This is a genomic window from Phytoamicus setariae (genome assembly GCF_016722925.1).
Taxonomy (GTDB): Bacteria; Pseudomonadota; Alphaproteobacteria; order Rhizobiales; family Rhizobiaceae; genus Rhizobium_E; species Rhizobium_E setariae.
This window is the reverse complement of record NZ_JAEQNC010000003.1, coordinates 137,003-155,036: the sequence shown is the minus strand read 5'-3', so window position 1 is coordinate 155,036 and position 18,034 is coordinate 137,003. Positions and strand designations below refer to the sequence as shown.

The window sequence follows — 18,034 nt, the reverse complement described above, 5'->3', positions numbered from 1 at the left end:
TGTCTCTGGTTTCTCCGTCGGATGGGCTTGTCCCTACGAGTCGCACCACCACCGGATTGCCGCATTGCACCGTTTCGCTCCTCTCATTCTTGCTGTCGCGCTGTTCATGGAGCAGATGGATTCGACCGTGATCGCGACGTCGCTTCCGGCCATTGCCGCCGATCTGGCAGTCGGCCCGATCACCCTGAAGCTGGCGATGACGTCCTATCTTGTGGCGCTTGGGGTGTTCATCCCGCTTTCCGGCTGGGCGGCAGACCGCTTTGGCGCCAAACGCGTGTTTCTCATCGCCATCGGCGTTTTCATGGCGGGTTCCGTCCTCTGCGCCGTGTCCGGCAGCTTGATCTCCTTCGTGATGGCGCGCTTCCTGCAAGGCATGGGCGGCTCGATGATGACGCCGGTCGGCCGCGCCATCCTGCTTCGCTCGACCAAGAAGTCCGAGCTGGTCTCGGCCATGGCGATGTTTACGATACCCGGTGTCATCGGCCCGTTGGTCGGACCGCCGATCGGCGGGTTCATCACCACTTACTTCAATTGGGAATGGATCTTCCTGATCAACGTGCCGATCGGCTTTATCGGCATCGCGCTGTCGGTCATCTACCTGCCCAGGATTGACAGTCCGCCGCCGCCGCCGGCCGATCTGGTCGGGTTCGTGCTCAGCGGGATTGGCGCGGCCGGAATCGTGTTCGGCCTGTCGGTAGTCAGCCTCCCCGCGCTGCCGCCGGCGATTGGTGTTGCGGCAACCGCAATCGGCGCGCTGTCGACGCTCCTCTTTATCGGCCATGCCCGCCGGCATCCCCATCCTGTGCTCGATCTCGGCCTCTTTCGCATCGAGACGTTCCGCGTCTGCGTCACATCAGGCACCATCTTCAGGATTGCCATGGGGGCGGTGCCCTTCCTGCTGCCGTTGATGCTGCAACTGGGTTTCGGCTTCTCGGCCTTTCATTCCGGCCTCATTACGTTCGTGGCGGCGGGCGGGGCGCTGTTCACCAAGTTCGTGGCGCGCAGGGTTTTCCTGCGCTTCGGTTTCCGACGGACCCTGCTTGCAGCCGCCACGGCCTCGGCTGTCGGCACCGCGGCCAATGCCTTCTTCTTCCCCGACACACCCTATATCGTGCTGATTGGCATACTTTTCCTGACGGGCTTTGTCCGTTCGTTCTTTTTCACCGGCATCAATATTCTCGGCTTTGCCGATATCGAGAGGAACCAGACGAGCCAGGCAACGGCCCTGAATGCAGTGATCCAGCAGATATCAGGCGCGCTCGGTGTGGCTTTCGCGGGCATCATTCTGGAAATTCACGCCGTCGCAACCGGCCAGTCGCTGGGAATTGCCAGCTTCCACATTGCGTTCTTGTGTGTCGCGGTACTCAATATCGCCGCCGCGTTTCCGATATCGCGCCTGCCAGCCGGTGCTGGCAGCGCTGTATCGGGACATCGCATCGACAAAATCGAGGAAGAGCTGCCGTAAAGGCCTTATTCGGCGTTTTCGCAGACCGCCGACAGCTTGTTGCCGTCGGGATCCCTGATATAGGCGCCATAAAAATTGGCGTGATAGGGGCGCAATCCCGGCTTGCCTTCGTCTTCGCCGCCATACAGCAGCGCTGCGGCATGAAAAGCGCGTACCGCCGAGCGATCCGGCGCGACGAAGGTCGTCATGGAGCCGTTGCCGGACGAGGCTTCCTGCTTGTCGTAGGGATAAAGAATCCAGAACCGGCAGCGCTCGTCTTCTGGCGCGGCGTAGCCGATCTCCTCCTCCTTCAGGACACGCCTGACATAGCCGAGTGTAGCAAGGACGGGATCGTAAAATTCAAGCGCGCGTTCGAGGTTGTTGGTGCCGACGGTTACATAAAGCAGCATGCCTACTCCTCTTCGGTTTTAACCGCCTTGCGACCCTTGAAGCCTTTGGCCAGCAGGAACATCTCGACTGATTCCTGCCGTGAGGCCCCCGGCTTGACATGCACGACCTTGGTGAAATTGTGCTTGAGCAAATTCAGCAATTCGCGCTCGGCCCCGCCCTGGAAAGTCTTGGCTAGAAAGTGCCCGCCTTCGCGCAAAACTTCAATGGCAAAGTGTGCGGCCACCTCGCATAGATGCATCGTGCGCAGATGGTCGGTGCGCTGGTGCCCGGTCGTTGGTGCGGCCATGTCGGAGAGCACCAGGTCTGGCGCGCCGCCGATTGCCTCGAGCAGCTTGGCCGGCGCTTCATCATCGAGAAAATCCATCTGGATGAAATTGACGCCGGGGATAGCATCCATCTCGAGGAAGTCGATCGCTGCGACGCGAATATTGTCGTTGTCGGATTCGGTGACGCGCGCGGCGATCTGCGACCAGCCGCCCGGTGCGGCGCCCAGATCGATGATCCGGCGTGCGCCCTTCAGGATGTTGTGCTTCTCATCGATCTCAAGCAGCTTGTAGACGGCACGCGAGCGGTATCCCTCAAGATGCGAGCGCTGTACGTAAGGGTCGTTGATGTGGCGCTCAAGCCAGCGGCGCGAGGATTCCTTCAGCTTGGTGTTCTTGACCCGCTGAGTCAGTTTCCGGCCCTTGCCTTTGCCTCCAGTTGGGGGGGGTATTGCCATCGTCAGTTCCTTTGATAAGGCGAACGCGGTTTCTGCCGCCGCCAAATGCCGTCATCGGCCATCATTTCGGTAAGCAGGCCCTCGCGCAACCCCCGGTCGGCGACACGCATGCGGCTGGCAGGAAAACGTCGGCGGATTGCCTCCAGGATTGCACATCCCGCCAGAACGAGATCAGCCCGGTCCGGCCCGATGCAGGGATTGGCAGCACGGGCATCGAAGTCCAGCATCACCAGCTTGTCCTGCATGGCCGTCACCTGGTCGGCGCTCATCCAGAGGCCGTCGACCTGGCGCCGATCATAGCGCGGCAGATTGAGATACACGCCGGCCAGCGTCGTCACGGTTCCCGATGTGCCGATCATGTGGAAACCACTGTCCTCGCCGTTCAGCTCCGAGGCATGTGGCGACTCGAACTGCGACAGCATGTTCTCGACCTCGACCACCATGGCTTCGAAGATTTCCGGAGTGACATGCTTGCCGCCATAGCGTTCCGATAGCGTAACCACGCCGACCGGCAGCGATGTCCAGTGTGTGATGTGATTGGCAAGCCGTGGCGACCGCGCGCCGTTGATCTGCAGCACCGCAATCTCGGAGGAGCCGCCGCCAATATCGAACAGGACGGCAGAGCGGGCCTCGCGGCCAATGAGCGATGCGCAGCCGGATACAGCCAGTCGCGCTTCTGTTTCCCGGTTGATGATCTCGAGATCAAGCCCCGTCTCGGTGGTAACGCGAGCAAGAAAATCCTCGCCATTGCCGGCCGCCCGGCAGGCTTCGGTGGCGATCAGCCGCATGCGCCTGACCTGCTTGGTGCTCAGTTTTGCAGCGCAGACCTTCAGCGCTTCGACGGCTCTGTCCATGGCGTCGCCGGAGAGCATTCCGCTCGCGCCAAGGCCTTCGCCGAGCCGCACGATACGCGAAAAAGCGTCGACGACGCGGAATTGGCCCGGCCTGGTCGGCTGGGCGACCAGAAGCCGGCAATTGTTGGTGCCGAGGTCGAGTGCTGCGTAGAGACTATCCTGTTGAGTATCGGTGAAATGGGTACGGCTGCGCGGCTGCTCCGGTCGCGACTCGCTCTTTGCAGTCTGCGGGCTCGACGATCGGACAGCTTGTCGCTCGTCGGCCTTCGGCGCATCCTGTGGCGGCAAGGGCCGGCCCTGCAGCCGTCTGCGGTTGCGGGATTTCCTGTGCTTGTCCTTGCTGGGCGATTGTTCCTGCGGGGATTGAACCGGTCTATTGGCGCCTGCGGCTTCAGGCACGCGCACATCCGCGTTGCCGCGCGACCGCCGCCGACGCTTCTTTTTCCGATCCTGGCTCTTCGCCTGAACGGCTTCTAGGGGCGCTGATCCGCCGGAAGCTTTTTCCGGGACGGACGATGCAGACGTCAACGCCGGCGGACCACCCCGCTTGCGCTTACGTTTTCCGCGTCTGGAACGATGCGGCCCGGACGTCGGTTCTGCTTCAGTCGCCCCGCTCTTCGACGGCTTTGCGCCGTATTCGGGGTCACTCACGTTTCTGATCCATCGCGCCGCGCAAGCCCGTTGGCCGCAGCAGGCGCTCATTCGATGTCAATGTTGGCGCGAATGTAACAGCTTGTCATCAATTCGCCAAATTCTTTTTCGGTTTCGCGGCCTTTCATTGCTGCGTTGCAAAATGCGCTCATTATCAGAGACTAATCCATCTCGTGTGGGCACCGCGCCCGAGGCCCGGTGAAATAATCGGACGACATCGCCCACGCCATGCCGCTTCACTATTCCAAATATTTCTTCACCTGGTGATGCAATTCCCCCTTGATCGAACGCGCGAATATGTTAGAAGGCCGCACGAAACGGAAACGAGTTCGGTCCTGCCGTGGACAGAACAAGCCAGAAGGCAACGCTCCGGGTCAGGCCAAAACGCTGATTTCATTCAGTCATTGGGGAATAGGTTAACGGTAGACCCACGGACTCTGACTCCGTTAGTCCTGGTTCGAATCCAGGTTCCCCAGCCATCTGTTTTTATCTCAAAAGTTACAAATAGCTTGTCCGAGGGTGCGTACCTCACGCGGGCCGCTTCATGCCCTCAAACGGTGAGCTCTGTGCTCCTGTGGTGTCGCACTACTTCGTCACTCGCCTCGTCCCGCATGGCGCAAGTCGTTGAGATCTTGTAATCGTTGGCGCTGGATGTGATGCGAATCCGACATGTTAGCCGCGTCAAAGCAAGGGAGTAAAGACATGCAGGACCAGCAACGCGCCATCGTCTGGGATCATGGTATTCTGGCGGCCCAGCGTCTCGGCGGCATGCTCGGTCCGGTGACCTTCATTCTCGGAGACGGTCGGCAGATCAGCCCACTGCAGGTTGCTCCCTGGGGCAATGATCACGAGCGCAGCAGCCTGCCGGGAATTCTGCAACAACTGCGCGGGGAATGGCCCTGCGTTCCCTTCGGGGCCGATGCCGAACGCGAACTTTCACGAGGCTGGGCCGCGCGTGGGCAAAGCACTGCGGGATCCGGAACTCCGCACGGCTTCTGCTCCAATGAGAAATGGAGCTGGGTCGATTCTTCGCCCGATACTCTTGCGCTGCAGGTCACCTATCCGGACGACCATCCGGTCAAGTCGCTTCTGCGGCGGATCATTCCCGATCCGGCAGCCCCGGCCATTGACTTCGAACTGGAGATCGAAACGCGGATCGACTGCCGCCTGCCAATCGGCCTTCACCCGGTCTTCCGCCTGCCATCGATGCCCGGGATGCTGCGTCTGGAACCCGGCGCCTACCGGACGATCCACACGTATCCCGGCACGGTCGAGCCGGGCGCTTCGATCTTTGCCGAAAACAGGGTGTTCGATCACCTGCGCGAGGCGCCGCTCATCGCAGGCGGAACCCTCGATGCCTCACGCCTGCCGTTGGATAGGAAAGCAGAGGACCTCCTCCAGATCGCCGGAATCGATGGAAATTTTGCGCTGCATAATCTCGAGGAGAAGTATCGGGTCAGGCTCGGCTGGCGGAATGATCATTTTCCGAGTCTGCTCCTGTGGTTCAGCAACCGCGGCAGAACGGCCTATCCGTGGAACGGCAACCATCTTGCACTCGGTGTAGAGCCGATCGCTTCGGCCTTTGACCTTGGAACGGCGATTTCGACCGCCGATAACCCGATTGCCGCGAGCGGAATCGAAACAGCCCTGTCCTTCAAGGCAGGGGAGACTTTCAGGACGTCCTATCGAATCGAAGTCGAGGGCGCCTAATCGCCTTGGTTGGGCATGCGCAGGGCGCAATAGTTTTCGCCTTGGCCCACGATATCTGTCGTGACCGCGAAGATCGCCCCTTCAAGTGGGTTTCTCGCAACCTGCTGTTCCTGCAGGCCGAACCGGGCGCTGGTGATAAACAGGGTTTTCAGATCCTCGCCGCCAAATGTGCAGGCCGTGGGATTGCTGGCCGGCAGGATCACTTCGCGCTCGATCTTGCCTTTAGGGTCGAAACGCAAAACCCTCCCGCCGCCGAATCGGGCGCTCCAGAGAAAGCCCTCGCTGTCCATGCAGGCGCCGTCCGGCAGGCCCGGTCCGCCTTCGACAAATAGCCTTCGGTTTTCGATGGCGCCGCTTTCATCGTCATAGTCCCAGACGTGAATCTGATTGCGCAACGTATCGCCGACATAGAACAGGGTCCGGTCAGGCGACCAGGCCATTGTATTGGGAATGGAGTAGGTGCTTGCCCCGAAGCGGGTGGCTTTCTCGATGCCATCGATCCGGTAAAGCGATCCGCACCAGGCTTCCATTTCCCGGCCAGAACCGTCGGTGTTGAGGTTGCTTTCCATGCTGGCGACCCAGAAGCGCCCGCGGGGGTCGCACTTGCCTTCGTTGAGCCGCATCACAGGGTTGCCGCCTTCGGGACGAACCACGGGCGACAGCAAGCCGTTTGCCAGATCCATGAAAAAGACGCCTTGGCCGAAGGCGACGATGGCGGTACTGCGCGATGACAACGCAAGCGCGGTTGGGAAATCCTCAGTATCGTGCGACGTCAGCGAGCCGGTCTTGATATTCAGACTACGGATCTTTTTGCCGACGATATCGACCCAATGCAACGTCCCCGCCGGCCGGTCCCAGAATGGGCTTTCTCCCACGAGATCGAAGACACCGGCAATCACATTGATGTCGGTCATCTATCGGCAGGCCCCTTGCGGCGGACGGACAGTGGGTCGCTCCCGGCATCGCTGAAATATTCCGGGTGCCGCTCGATGGCTTTGTCGACAAATTCGAGAATTCGCCTGAGATGCAATTGCATGGCAGCTTGGGCTGCACCGACGTCACGCTCCGAAATGGAATCGACGATGGCTGCATGCTGTTTGAGGATGGTTGCGATATTCTCGATGCCCGACAACATCAGGTGGCGAAAGCGGTCCATGTGGATCTTGGCGCGCTCGATCTCGTTGACGATGGTCGGTAGGCCTGCATAAGCAGCGATCAGCCCATGGAAGACTTCGTCGGCTGCATAGAACCGCTTCATGTCGTTGATCTCGACCAACGCCTTTTGAAGCGCGATCTCCCCGCGCAGTTGCTCGGCCAGTTCCTTGCAGTTCGGCCCCTCCATCGCCCGCTTGAGAAGTGCGATCTCGAGCGCCTCGCGCATGAATTGGGATTTTTCGAGATCCGGGATCCGCAAAGGCGCAATCACCGTGCCGCGTTGGGGGTAGATATCCACCAGTCCAAGCTCGGACAACCGCATCAGTGCCTCTCGCACCGGTGTGCGGCTAACATTGAATTCGGCGGCGATGTTGTGCTCGGAGACCTGCTCGAAGGGCTTGAGCTCAAACGAGATGATGCGGTCGCGCAAAATGTCGTGCAGCCGGCGGGACAGCGCGGCGCTCCCGACTTCCCTGCGCTGCCTGGTTACTGTCGCCATCAACTTGTTCACATTGCTTCCTTCCGCGGCCGTCACAAAGTTGATACCCGCATGCCTTCCATAAAGTGCTTCCTCAGCAGGAGGAATAGCAGCACGGACGGGACGCTGGCAATCAAGGCGGCCGTCAGCACGATGTTGGGACCCGCAGAGGCGTAGCTGCCCTGAAAAACCTGCAGCGAATTCATGATCGACCGGACTTCTGTGAGGTTGCCGAGCACAGTGGAGAACAGCAAATCGTTCCAGATCCAGGTGAATTGCAGAAGGAAGACTGCTGTCATCGGGCCTACGACATTGGGCAATACGATCCGGGAAAAGACCGTGAATTCACCTGCTCCATCCATGCGCGCCGCCTCGTCCATTTCCCGTGACATGCCGTTCATGAAGTTCTTCAGCACCAGTGTGGGGAAGGGGATGCAGATTGCCGTGTAGAACAACAGCATGCCGGCCTGTGTGTTGAGAATGTTGAGCTTCTGGTAGAAGAAGAACAGTGGGATCAGATACATCTGGAAGGGAAAGACCGTCCCGGCAAAGATGGTCATGAACCAGAAATTCTTGCCGCGATAGTCAAGCCGCGTCAGGCCAAAAGCGGCCATGGCGGCGATGAAGACGGCAAGTCCGCCGCCGACCAGCCCGTAAAGGCCCGAGTTAAGCATGCCATAGGCCATCTTGGCATCGGTCCAGGCGGTCATTGCATTGCCGAGGAAGGGAGCAAATCCCTGCGGCAGGCTCAGCGGGCTTCCATTTGTGTATTCTTCTGCCGACTTGAAGATGGTGACGGCCAGATAATAGAAGGGCAATATCCAGATGAGGCTGATGAAGATGGCGACGACCAGCGTCAGCCACTTGCCGCGCGTCCGTTCGCGCTCGCGCTTCTCGATGGTATCGCAGTCGATTTTCGTGGCGTGGTTGACCATGGTTGCCTCTATTTCATCATCCGGTCGACGCGGTGCTGAAGCCAGGCCTGGAACCAGGTGACGCAGAGAACGACCAGGCCGATGACCACTGCAATGGCTGAGCCGAAAGCCCAGTTGCCTTTCTGAAAGGCTTCGAAATACATGAAGACCGCGAGCGACAGCGACCTTTGCCCGGGATAACTCACCCCCATGACCCAGAGAAGGTCAAAGACCGTGAAGCCGGCCAACACGGACAGGATGGTGACCATCAACAGGGTCGGCAGCAGCATCGGCAGGACAATATGGGTGAAGACCTGCAGCTTGGAGGCACCATCAATGTGCGCGGCTTCCAGCGGATCCTTTGGGATGGCATTGAGACCGAGCAGCATGAGCACCATCACAAGGCCGACTGTCTGCCAGACAAAGGTCACGACTGTGGCCGGCGTCACCGTCGCCTGTTCATACAACCAGCCGACATCGATCTTGTAGCCTGCCAGGAAGGACAGGATGGTGTTGAACATACCGTTCGGCGAATAGACGAGGAGCCACAGCACCCCGACCGCAGTCGGCGCCAGGATGCGCGGAATGAAGATGATGGTTTTGAAGGCACCTTCGAGCCGGATGCCGCGGAAGAACATGGCGAGCGCAAGGCCGATGGTGATCGGAAACAGGATGGAGGCCAGCACCCAGATGCCAGTATTGATCAATGCTTCAGTGAAGTAAGGATTGGTGGCCATTTTGCCATAGTTGGCGAGCCCTATGAACTCGTCTAAGCCCTTGAACTTCTTCCAGTTGGTGGTGCTGAGCCAGAGATTATAGGCAACCGGTGCCAGGAGGATGCCGCACACCAGGATGATGGCGGGCGCCATAAACAGAAAGGCCGTGCGGAAATTCCGACGCTGGCCCGCACGCTCACGTGCTGCGACCCGGGCGAAATCAATGCGCGCCAGCAACGCCTGGTCTGTTTCCCGGGGCTTTCTCATCCGCTTTTCACCTCGTTTTCACAATCGAGACAGGCGCGGCATGCCGCGCCTGTCTGTGGTTCGGGGACGATTACTTCTTGCTGTCCCAGTATTCGGCGTTGAGCGCCTGCATTTTGGCCATCACGTCCTCGGCCGTTGCCATCGTCGGATCCAGCATGAAGCGGTTCAACTCCGCGACCAGCTCTCCCTGGAGTTCGGCCGGAACGGCTTCCCACCAGCGCAGGTAGGATGCGGTCTTGGCCGCGTTCATGTCGCTATTGATCTTGGAAATCACTTCGTTCGGCGACTTGGCCTTGACGTTGCCGATGTAGTTGCCGGCAGCTGCCGCCCAGGCATCGGCGCCTTCGGCGGAGACCCAGAAATTCAAGGCTTTCATGACATCCGGCTTTTCCTTGCCCGCCTTTGAGACAACGATGGGCGCACCCTCGACGATAACGGCGGACGGCAGGCCGGCGGTGATGTTCGGCATCACGAAGGCGCCGATCTTGTCCTTGGAAAGACCTGCTGTGTCGACGATACCCGTGGCCCATTCGCCCATCAGATACATCGCGGCTTTGCGGGATGCGAAGTCCTTGGCTTCCTCATTGGAGCGCGGATCGCTAAAATAGCCCTTGGCATACATGTCGGACCAGATCTTGAAGACATTGCGGACCTGGTCGCTGTCATAGGCGACCGAGCCGTCGTTGATGCCGATATAGGCTTTGGGGTCGGTCCGCAGCATCAGCTCCTGAAACCAGATGAAGCCGCGCCAGCCTTCCTGGACCGTGGCTTCGAACGGCGTATGGCCGGCGGCCTTGAGCTTTTCGGCGGCCTGCATCATCTCGTCCCATGTCTTGGGTTCGGAAAGGCCGACTTCCTTGAAAATGTCCTTGTTGTAGAGGACGACCCAACGGGCGAGCAGCAACGGCACGCCATAGATGTCGTTGCCCACCTTGAAGAGATCGGCAGAGCCGGCATCAAACTGGCCGCTCTTCACGAGTTCGTCCCAGACATCGTTGAGCGGCGCGATCTGGCCGGTTGCAACCAGTTCGTTGAAGGTCTGACCGGTCCACCAGGTGAACATATCAGGCGCATTGCCGCCGGCGATCGACGACTGCACGAATGCTTTGTATTGCTCGGGCGAGGAATAGGGCGATTCAACAATCTTGATGCCCGAGACTTCCTCGGCCTTTTTGCCGACCTGTTCGAGCTGGGCCGACCAGAAGCCCTTGTCGTGATAAAGCTTGACCTCTGCGGCCGACGCAACGACCGGAGCCGTGGCCATGACGGCTAGAGCGGCCCCTGCCATCCATTTCACCAAATTCCTCATGTCACTCTCTCCCATTGACAAGCGTTTCAGATTTCGAGGAGGTTTTCCTCATTTTCAAAATCGAACAGGTGCAGACGATCCACATTGATGTGGAAGTCCATCTCCTCGTCCTGATCGACCAGTCTCGGTTGCTGCATGCGGCTGACAAATTCCGCCCCGCCGATGGCGCCAAACAGCAATGTCTCGTTGCCCAGCATTTCGGTCAGGCTGATAGTGCCCTTCGCCCCGATTAGGTTGCGAGGCACGACGCCAAAGCCCACGGGCACGATGTCCTCGGCCCGAAGGCCCAGCCAGACGGCCTGGCCGTCCGAAATGTTGTTGCCGTAGCGTTCGGCCTGGATCGGAATGTGGAGTTCCTTGCTCATGAAGGACCATTGGTCGCCCTTGCAGGAAAGGCGGCCCTCGAAAAAGTTCATCTGCGGCGAGCCGATGAAGCCGGCGACGAACCTGTTGGCCGGCCTTTCGAAAACCTCGATAGGCGAACCTGCCTGGGCAATGTAGCCATCCTTCATGACGACGATCAGGTCGGCGAGCGTCATGGCTTCGATCTGGTCATGGGTCACATAGATGGTGGTGACCTGCAGCCGACGCTGCAGGCGCTTGATCTCGATGCGCATCTGGTTGCGCAATTTGGCATCGAGATTGGAAAGCGGTTCGTCGAACAGGAAGACGTCCGGTTCGCGCACGATGGCCCGGCCCATGGCGACGCGCTGGCGCTGGCCACCCGACAATTGCGACGGCTTGCGGTCGAGATAGGGGCCAAGCTCAAGCACCGAAACGGCGCGTTCGATCCGCCGGTCCGCCTCGTCCTTGGGAATCTTTGCGAGCTTCAGTGAGAATGCGAGATTGTCGCGCACCGTCATGTGCGGATAAAGCGCATAGGTCTGGAAGACCATCGCCACGCCGCGGTCGCGCGAGGGCACGTCGTTGACGACCTTGCCGTTGATCAGTAACTCGCCATGGGAAATGGTTTCAAGCCCCGCGACCATCCGCAGCGTCGTCGACTTGCCGCAGCCGGACGGACCGACGAAGACGACGAATGCCTTGTCGGGGATCTCGAGATCGATCCCCCGGACAGCGACGTGCCGGCCATAAACCTTGACGATATCCTTGAGCGTCACCGCCGACATTGGTCTATTTCCTGCCAGAGGAGAAGGGGGCGGACTTGACCGCCGGGTCGGCGTAGCGCGTCTCGGGAATGATCGAATGCCAGTCCGGCCGGCCGGGGTCGCGGTCATAGGTGTAGCCGCCCGTCTCGCGGTAGTACTCCGCGTACTGGCGAACCTTTTCGGGGTCGACCTCGATGCCGAGACCGGGGCCTTCCGGCAGGGCGATGGCGCCGTTCTGATATTTCAGTTTCCCGCCTTTGATGATGTCGTCGGTCAGGTGATGGTAATGCGCATCGGCTGCGAAGTTCAGATTGGGGAGCGCTGCTCCCAGATGCAGCATGGATGCAAGCTGGATGCCCAGTTCGCCGGAGGAGTGGACGGCTGCCGAGAACTGGAAGGTCTCGAGCACCGTGCCCGCCTTATAGGCCTGGCGCAGTCCTCCCCAGAAGGTGGTATCGAGCAGAATGACATCGACCAGTGTATGGCGGATGCATTGGGCGAGCTGTTCGAAGTTGACGACGACAGTGTTGGTCGCGGTCGGAATGCGAACGGCGTCGCGAACGCGGCGCATGCCCTCCAGGCCCCAGGTCGGGTCCTCGAAATAATCGTTGTTGAGGTGCTCGATCGCGCGGCCCACGCGAATGGATTCTTCTACCGACCAGACCGCATTGGGATCAAGGCGCAGGCGATCCTCGGGGAAAGCCTCAGCCAGCGCTTCCATGACGGCAATGTCATGGTCGGGATGGAAATGACCGCCCTTGAGCTTGTGGACATTGAAGCCATGCTCGGCCTTCAGGGCCCTCGCGTGGGCAACGATGTCCTCGGGTGTTGTCTCTCCACCGCGCCCTTCGTTCTCGTAGCGATAGAAGAGATAGGAGGCGAAGGGTACTTCCTTGCGGATGGCGCCGCCGAGCAGGTCACAGGCACGGATGCCGAGTCGCTTGCCGACGAGATCCATGCAGGCCATCTCGATGGCGGCGTGGATCTGGCCACGGTTGTTGTAGAGGCTGGCGGTGGGATTCATGATCTTCCACCGCAGTTGCTCCAGCTCCTTCGGGTCATGGCCTTTGAGATAGGGCAGCATGGCGCGGACGGAATTCTCCGCCGACTCTCCACCGCCCCCCAGTTCGCCAAAACCTGATAGGCCTTCCTCGTCGACCACCTCAACGATGGTCCGGATAAAACGACCCCAATGGGCGCCGGCTCCGTGGCGAAGCGGGGCTTCCAGCGGCACTGCGATCGTGGTGGCCCTGATATCTGCAATTCTCATTTCAATCCTCGTCCTTCGGAGATCCGCCAATCGCGCTCAGCAGTCCGCCATCGATCCGGTGCACCTCGCCAGTAATGAAGGAGGCGCGTTCGGAGAGAAGAAAGCAGACAAGTTCCGCCACCTCTTCGGGGCGGGCGGAGCGGCCCAGTGGATGCATGTGGTTGATTTCACGCCAGACAGCGGCCGGATCCTCGGCCAGGGCGACGGCGTTGCGCAGCATGGGGGTATCGACCGAGCCCGGTGCGATCGCATTGGCGCGAACGCCGTGGGCAGCAAAGTCGACGGCGATGGATTTGGTCAGTCCGATCAGGCCATGCTTGGCGGTGGTATAGGCAGCGACATTGCGCTGCGTCGCCAGACCCTGGACAGAGGCCATCATGACAACGCTGCCACGTGTCTTCATGAGTTCCGGGAGCGCGGCATGGGCGAGCAGATAGGCGCTTTTCAAGTTGACATTCATCACCTCGTCCCAGCCCGCGAGCGTTGTCGTCACGGCTGAGCCGTAGCGCTGGATTCCTGCATTGTGGGAGAGGCCCTTGAGACGGCCGAATGAGGAAATGGCGATCGCCACGGCTCTTTCGGCTGTGTCGAGTTCTGCAACTGAACCGCAGAGGATTTCTGCGCGAACGCCAAAGGAGCGCGCTTCCGCCTGCGTGGCTTCCAGTTCCGGCCGCGCCAGGTCGACCAGTATGAGATCGGCCTTTTCACGCGCCAACTGCAGGGCCACAGCCTTGCCAATGCCCATGGCTGCGCCGGTTACGATTACGCTCAACGTCAGTCCTCCCCGTTGCTATTTTTTACTTGTATACTAGTATGCTTTTGTCGTCAATCATGCTAGATGATGGTCTCGTTGATCGACGCTCCAGCCAGGCTCTGATGGTCTAATCAATTGTATTCGATCAACAAATGTTATCTCTCTCGGCCCCAGCGGGCATCGGCACATGTCGCCGGTATCGGTAGTTTTTTGTGAGGGGCGGTGATGAGAGGGCAAGATGATCACCTTGGTCGGCGCTCCGGCCATCCAGCAATCTTTTGGTCCGCCGGCGATACGCTGGCCGGGCCAGCCAGCCGCAAGAGGAATGAGATGTCATGAGTGCCAATGCCAGACGCCTAGAAGGGAAGACCGCGATTGTAACGGCCGCAGCGCAGGGAATCGGCCGCGCAATTGCCGAACGCTTCGCGGAGGAAGGTGCCATTGTTCACGCCTGCGATGTCGATGAGGTGCATCTTTCGAGCCTTGTCACTTCGGGCATCAAGACCCATAAGCTCGATTGTTCCGATGAGGTCGCAGTTGATCGTGTCTTTGGCGAGATCGGCCCGTCCGACATCCTCGTCAATGCCGTGGGCTGGGTGTTTCACGGCGCGATCCTGGATACTGGTCTCGATGCCTGGCGCCGATCCTTCCTCCTCAATGTAGACACCGCTTTCTTCGCCATCCGCGCGGCGCTGCCGTCCATGCTTGAGGCAGGGAAGGGCTCGATCATCAATATCGCATCGGCAGCCTCGTCGGTGAAAGGCTTCCCCAACCGGGCGGCATATGGGGCGACGAAGGCAGCGCTCGTCGGGCTCACCAAGGCGATTGCGGCCGATCATGTGGCGCAAGGCATCCGCTGCAACGCCATCTGCCCGGGTACGGTCGAAAGCCCGTCGCTGCAGGAGAGGATCAATCAGTTTGCCGATCCGGTTGCTGCCCGTGCCGCTTTCATTGCCCGCCAGCCAATGGGCCGGCTTGGAACGCCTGGGGAAATTGCTGCACTCGCGGCTTATCTGGCCGCCGACGAAAGCGCCTACATGACCGGTTCATCGGTGATCATCGACGGCGGTTCCGTCAACTAGTTGGAAGGAAGCATCATGAAACTCTTGCGTTATGGTGAAGCTGGCCGGGAGCGTCCGGCAATGCTCGACAGCGATGGCCGGATCCGCGATCTGTCTGCTGTCATGGACGATATCAATCCGGCTGCGCTGCCCGAACTTGGCGCGCGCCTTGCCCGCATCAACGTCGAGAACCTGCCGCTGGTCGACGACAATGTGCGTATTGGGCCATGTGTGGGCGGAAGTGGAAAATTCGTCTGTGTCGGGCTCAACTATGCCGACCATGCAGCCGAGACCAACCAGCCGATTCCGGTCGAGCCGATCCTGTTCATGAAGGCGACGAGCGCGATTTGCGGCCCGAATGATGATGTCCTGATCCCTCCCGGATCCGTCAAGACAGACTGGGAAGTGGAACTGGGTGTCGTCATTGGCAAAACGGCCCGACATGTCCCGCAAGCCGACGCCATGGCCCATGTCGCGGGCTTTTGTCTCGTCAACGACGTCTCCGAGCGCGCCTACCAGACCGAACGCGGCGGGCAATGGGACAAGGGCAAGGGCTATGATAGTTTCGGCCCGATCGGCCCCTGGCTGGTGACCCCCGAAGACATCGACAATCCACATGATCTTTCCATGTGGTTGGAAGTCGATGGCAAACGCTATCAGAACGGCAGCACGAAGACGATGATCTTTTCCGTTCCATATCTCGTCAGCTACATCAGCCAGTTCATGTCCCTACAGCCAGGCGACATCATTTCCACCGGCACGCCGCCCGGCGTCGGCCTGGGCCAGAAGCCGCCTGTCTATCTGAAGGCAGGCCAAGTCATCTCGCTTGGCATTGAGGGGCTTGGAACGCAGCGCCAGGTCACCAGATCGTCCCCATTTACCCCGTGAGGCCAATGATGAGCGATGCAGAAAGACAGAATCAGGACGTTGCCGCCTTGCGCGCATTTCTCGCTGCGGCCGGGCTTTGCCGCGAAACGGCGGTTTGCATGATCGAGCCGCTGACCGGCGGCGTGTCATCCGATATAGTGCTGGTGCACTGCGAGGAACGCGTCTTCGTTGTAAAGAGAGCGCTCGCCCGGTTGAAGGTCGCCCGCGAATGGACAGCGCCTGTCTCGCGCAATGCCAGCGAGGTGGGCTACATGCGGGAAGCGGCAAGGATTGTGCCTGGCGCCGTACCTGAAATCCTTGCCGACGATCCTGACTTTGGCGGGTATGCCATGGAATTTCTGGCTCCGGACCACCATCCAGTCTGGAAAGCTGAGTTGCGCGACGGGCGCGTCGATCTGGCCTTTGCAGCGCGGCTGGGGACGATCATGTCCCGAATCCATGCCGGCACGCATGGTCGCGCGGATATCGCTGCGACTTTTGACACCGGAGAACTGTTCCATGCTCTGCGGTTGGAGCCATATCTCGAGGCGACAGCCGATGGCCATCCCGAACTGAGGGCGGCGCTATTTGCCTTGTCGGCGCAGACAGCGGCCATCAAAAGCGCGCTGGTTCACGGCGATATCAGCCCGAAAAACATTCTCTGCGGGCCGGACGGCCCGGTGATCCTGGATGCCGAATGCGCATGGCATGGCGACCCGGCCTTCGATCTGGCCTTCTGCCTCAACCATCTGCTGCTCAAATGCCTGTGGAATCCATCTGCGGCCCAAGCCTTTCTGGCTTGCTTCGACCGATTGGCTGCAAGCTACCTGGACGGCGTAACCTGGGAAGAGCCGGATGCCCTCGAAGTCCGTGCTGCCCGTCTGCTGCCGGCGCTTCTGCTTGCCCGCGTCGACGGCAAGTCCCCCGCCGAATATCTCGATGAAGCCGGCAAGGGTGTGATCCGCCGCTTCGCTCCTCCGTTGATCCTCAAACCAGTTGCCCGACTTGCTTCCATCCGCCAAGCCTGGGCGAAGGAGAATTGCCTTGACTGAAGACAACATCCGTTCCGTTCGCGGCCGCCGTGTCTGGGATTCGCGCGGGCGACCGACCGTAGAGGCCGAAATCACGCTGGCAAGCGGGAAGGCCGGGCGCGCCATCGCGCCGGCAGGCGCCTCGACGGGGTCTGGCGAAGCCCTTGACCGACGCGATGGTGGAGCAGCCTTTGGTGGCATGGACGTCGTTCACGCTGTTGATGCCGTCAATGGCGAAATCGCAACAGCACTTGCCGGCAAGCCCATCGCCGACCAGGCCATGCTGGATACACTGCTTATAGGCCTTGATGGCACCGCCAACAAATCCCGACTTGGCGGCAATGCGCTGGTGGCCACCTCGATGGCGCTGTTGCATGCCCGGGCGGCGAGCGAGGGGCAACCGCTCTGGGCCTCTCTCGCCGCCGGTCGGGACGTCCGGCTCCCCTTGCCGGAAATCCAGATTTTTGGCGGCGGGGCGCATGCCTCTCGCCGCGTCGACGTGCAGGACTTCATGGTCATGTGTCCTGCGGCCGGGTCTTTTGCCGAGGCGCTGGACTGGACGGCGGAAATCTATCGTGCAGCCGGCGTCATGCTCAAGGAGGCCGGCAAGCTTCAGGGTGTCGCTGACGAGGGCGGATACTGGCCGGCTTTCGCAGCCAACGAGGAGGCGCTCGACTTCCTCGTTCGCGCCATCGAGAAGGCAGGTTTGAAACCGGCAAGCGAGGTTGGCATTTCGCTGGATATTGCTGCCAGCGAATTTGGTCGCGGCGGCAGTTATGAACTCGCGCTGGACAAACGCAAACTCGATACAGGGGAAATGCTGGATCTTCTGACAAGCTGGATCAAAGCCTATCCGATCCTCTCCATTGAGGATCCGGTTGCCGAGGACGACCGTGAGGGCTTCATCGCCTTTACCGCCCGCCATGGCGCGGACATCCAGATCATCGGCGATGATTATCTGGTTACCGATGAAGCCCGTGTCAGGCAGTCGATATCCGACAAGGCCGTCAATGCCGTGCTGATCAAGCCAAACCAGGCAGGCACCATGACCGAGACGCTGGCGGCTGCAAACGCCGGACGTGCTGCGGGGTTTGGCACGATCGTGTCGGCGCGCTCTGGCGAGAGCGAGGATGTCACCATCTCGCATCTCGCCGTCGGCTGGAATGCCGGACAGCTCAAGGTGGGTTCGTTTTCGCGATCGGAGCGCATGGCCAAGTGGAATGAATGCCTTCGGATCGAGGAGCAGCTGGGCCGTGATGCCGTCTTTGCCGGGTGGTCGGCGCTGCCGGTCAAACGCCCGACGTCCTGAGGA

At 60.2% G+C, this 18,034-nt stretch carries 17 protein-coding genes and 1 tRNA gene; 7 read left to right on the top strand and 11 right to left on the bottom strand.

Annotation, left to right across the window (positions count from 1 at the left end):
- Positions 1–64 precede the first annotated feature (64 nt).
- Entirely contained in the window at positions 65–1,465 is a 1,401-nt protein-coding gene (locus JJB09_RS05995) for an MDR family MFS transporter (RefSeq protein WP_201654623.1), read from the top strand.
- Between the two features lie 5 nt (positions 1,466–1,470).
- On the opposite strand, the gene JJB09_RS05990 is transcribed toward JJB09_RS05995, so the two are convergent.
- From JJB09_RS05990 to JJB09_RS05980, 3 genes are read right to left on the bottom strand one after another with little or no spacing between them, the layout of a single operon-like run.
- Positions 1,471–1,854, bottom strand: coding sequence for a VOC family protein (locus JJB09_RS05990; RefSeq protein ID WP_201654620.1), 384 nt, complete (start codon positions 1,852–1,854; stop codon positions 1,471–1,473).
- Between the two features lie 2 nt (positions 1,855–1,856).
- On the bottom strand, positions 1,857–2,576 hold the full coding sequence (locus tag JJB09_RS05985) for an RlmE family RNA methyltransferase (protein ID WP_201654617.1): 720 nt from the start codon (positions 2,574–2,576) through the stop codon (positions 1,857–1,859).
- A 2-nt stretch (positions 2,577–2,578) separates the two neighbouring features.
- On the bottom strand, positions 2,579–4,081 hold the full coding sequence (locus JJB09_RS05980; protein ID WP_425523687.1) for a Ppx/GppA phosphatase family protein: 1,503 nt from the start codon (positions 4,079–4,081) through the stop codon (positions 2,579–2,581).
- Positions 4,082–4,486: 405 nt separating this feature from the next.
- Between JJB09_RS05980 and JJB09_RS05975 the strand changes: the two genes are divergently transcribed.
- Together JJB09_RS05975 and JJB09_RS05970 are read left to right on the top strand one after the other, a co-directional pair.
- Positions 4,487–4,560 (top strand) — tRNA-Gln (locus tag JJB09_RS05975).
- A gap of 223 nt (positions 4,561–4,783) precedes the next feature.
- Positions 4,784–5,791: an aldose epimerase family protein gene (locus JJB09_RS05970; RefSeq protein ID WP_201654611.1), complete on the top strand. Its 1,008-nt coding sequence runs from the start codon at positions 4,784–4,786 to the stop codon at positions 5,789–5,791.
- Here the strand turns inward: JJB09_RS05970 and JJB09_RS05965 are convergent.
- The 8 genes from JJB09_RS05965 to JJB09_RS05930 form a co-directional block, all read right to left on the bottom strand.
- Entirely contained in the window at positions 5,788–6,705 is a 918-nt protein-coding gene (locus tag JJB09_RS05965; RefSeq protein WP_201654608.1) for an SMP-30/gluconolactonase/LRE family protein, read from the bottom strand. The two genes, JJB09_RS05970 and JJB09_RS05965, sit on opposite strands and share 4 nt — an antisense overlap.
- Positions 6,702–7,445: a GntR family transcriptional regulator gene (locus JJB09_RS05960; RefSeq protein WP_201654605.1), complete on the bottom strand. Its 744-nt coding sequence runs from the start codon at positions 7,443–7,445 to the stop codon at positions 6,702–6,704. The genes JJB09_RS05965 and JJB09_RS05960 overlap by 4 nt, the downstream gene beginning before the upstream one ends.
- A gap of 32 nt (positions 7,446–7,477) precedes the next feature.
- A complete protein-coding gene (locus tag JJB09_RS05955) occupies positions 7,478–8,359 on the bottom strand; it encodes a carbohydrate ABC transporter permease (protein WP_201654602.1) in 882 nt (293 codons plus the stop codon).
- Positions 8,360–8,367: 8 nt separating this feature from the next.
- Positions 8,368–9,321 (bottom strand): carbohydrate ABC transporter permease, encoded by a 954-nt coding sequence (locus JJB09_RS05950; protein WP_201654600.1) that lies wholly within the window; start codon positions 9,319–9,321, stop codon positions 8,368–8,370.
- 70 nt (positions 9,322–9,391) lie between these two features.
- Positions 9,392–10,630: an ABC transporter substrate-binding protein gene (locus JJB09_RS05945; RefSeq protein WP_201654597.1), complete on the bottom strand. Its 1,239-nt coding sequence runs from the start codon at positions 10,628–10,630 to the stop codon at positions 9,392–9,394.
- Between the two features lie 26 nt (positions 10,631–10,656).
- Positions 10,657–11,760: an ABC transporter ATP-binding protein gene (locus tag JJB09_RS05940; RefSeq protein WP_201654594.1), complete on the bottom strand. Its 1,104-nt coding sequence runs from the start codon at positions 11,758–11,760 to the stop codon at positions 10,657–10,659.
- A 4-nt stretch (positions 11,761–11,764) separates the two neighbouring features.
- Positions 11,765–13,009, bottom strand: a complete 1,245-nt coding sequence (locus JJB09_RS05935; protein ID WP_201654591.1) for an enolase C-terminal domain-like protein — start codon at positions 13,007–13,009, stop codon at positions 11,765–11,767.
- A 1-nt stretch (position 13,010) separates the two neighbouring features.
- Positions 13,011–13,781, bottom strand: coding sequence for an SDR family NAD(P)-dependent oxidoreductase (locus tag JJB09_RS05930; protein ID WP_246748599.1), 771 nt, complete (start codon positions 13,779–13,781; stop codon positions 13,011–13,013).
- Positions 13,782–14,098: 317 nt separating this feature from the next.
- Between JJB09_RS05930 and JJB09_RS05925 the strand changes: the two genes are divergently transcribed.
- The 4 genes from JJB09_RS05925 to eno are packed head-to-tail and all read left to right on the top strand — an operon-like array spanning position 14,099 to position 18,031.
- A complete protein-coding gene (locus tag JJB09_RS05925) occupies positions 14,099–14,845 on the top strand; it encodes an SDR family oxidoreductase (RefSeq protein ID WP_201654587.1) in 747 nt (248 codons plus the stop codon).
- A gap of 15 nt (positions 14,846–14,860) precedes the next feature.
- Entirely contained in the window at positions 14,861–15,712 is an 852-nt protein-coding gene (locus tag JJB09_RS05920; RefSeq protein WP_201654584.1) for a fumarylacetoacetate hydrolase family protein, read from the top strand.
- Between the two features lie 8 nt (positions 15,713–15,720).
- Positions 15,721–16,743, top strand: coding sequence for a phosphotransferase family protein (locus tag JJB09_RS05915; protein WP_201654581.1), 1,023 nt, complete (start codon positions 15,721–15,723; stop codon positions 16,741–16,743).
- Positions 16,736–18,031 carry a phosphopyruvate hydratase gene (eno, locus tag JJB09_RS05910; RefSeq protein ID WP_201654578.1) on the top strand — a complete coding sequence of 432 codons (1,296 nt, stop codon included), beginning with the start codon at positions 16,736–16,738 and terminating at the stop codon, positions 18,029–18,031. The genes JJB09_RS05915 and eno overlap by 8 nt, the downstream gene beginning before the upstream one ends.
- Positions 18,032–18,034 lie beyond the last annotated feature (3 nt).

Bases quoted from the DNA above. Each gene is read 5' to 3' on its own strand.
- JJB09_RS05915 (WP_201654581.1), top strand. From the start codon at position 15,721: ATGAGCGATGCAGAAAGACAGAATCAGGACGTTGCCGCCTTGCGCGCA.
- JJB09_RS05950 (WP_201654600.1), bottom strand. From the start codon at position 9,321: ATGAGAAAGCCCCGGGAAACAGACCAGGCGTTGCTGGCGCGCATTGAT.
- JJB09_RS05970 (WP_201654611.1), top strand. From the start codon at position 4,784: ATGCAGGACCAGCAACGCGCCATCGTCTGGGATCATGGTATTCTGGCG.
- JJB09_RS05985 (WP_201654617.1), bottom strand. From the start codon at position 2,576: ATGGCAATACCCCCCCCAACTGGAGGCAAAGGCAAGGGCCGGAAACTG.
- JJB09_RS05955 (WP_201654602.1), bottom strand. From the start codon at position 8,359: ATGGTCAACCACGCCACGAAAATCGACTGCGATACCATCGAGAAGCGC.
- JJB09_RS05940 (WP_201654594.1), bottom strand. From the start codon at position 11,760: ATGTCGGCGGTGACGCTCAAGGATATCGTCAAGGTTTATGGCCGGCAC.
- JJB09_RS05965 (WP_201654608.1), bottom strand. From the start codon at position 6,705: ATGACCGACATCAATGTGATTGCCGGTGTCTTCGATCTCGTGGGAGAA.
- JJB09_RS05925 (WP_201654587.1), top strand. From the start codon at position 14,099: ATGAGTGCCAATGCCAGACGCCTAGAAGGGAAGACCGCGATTGTAACG.
- JJB09_RS05920 (WP_201654584.1), top strand. From the start codon at position 14,861: ATGAAACTCTTGCGTTATGGTGAAGCTGGCCGGGAGCGTCCGGCAATG.
- JJB09_RS05990 (WP_201654620.1), bottom strand. From the start codon at position 1,854: ATGCTGCTTTATGTAACCGTCGGCACCAACAACCTCGAACGCGCGCTT.
- JJB09_RS05935 (WP_201654591.1), bottom strand. From the start codon at position 13,009: ATGAGAATTGCAGATATCAGGGCCACCACGATCGCAGTGCCGCTGGAA.
- JJB09_RS05960 (WP_201654605.1), bottom strand. From the start codon at position 7,445: ATGGCGACAGTAACCAGGCAGCGCAGGGAAGTCGGGAGCGCCGCGCTG.
- JJB09_RS05945 (WP_201654597.1), bottom strand. From the start codon at position 10,630: ATGAGGAATTTGGTGAAATGGATGGCAGGGGCCGCTCTAGCCGTCATG.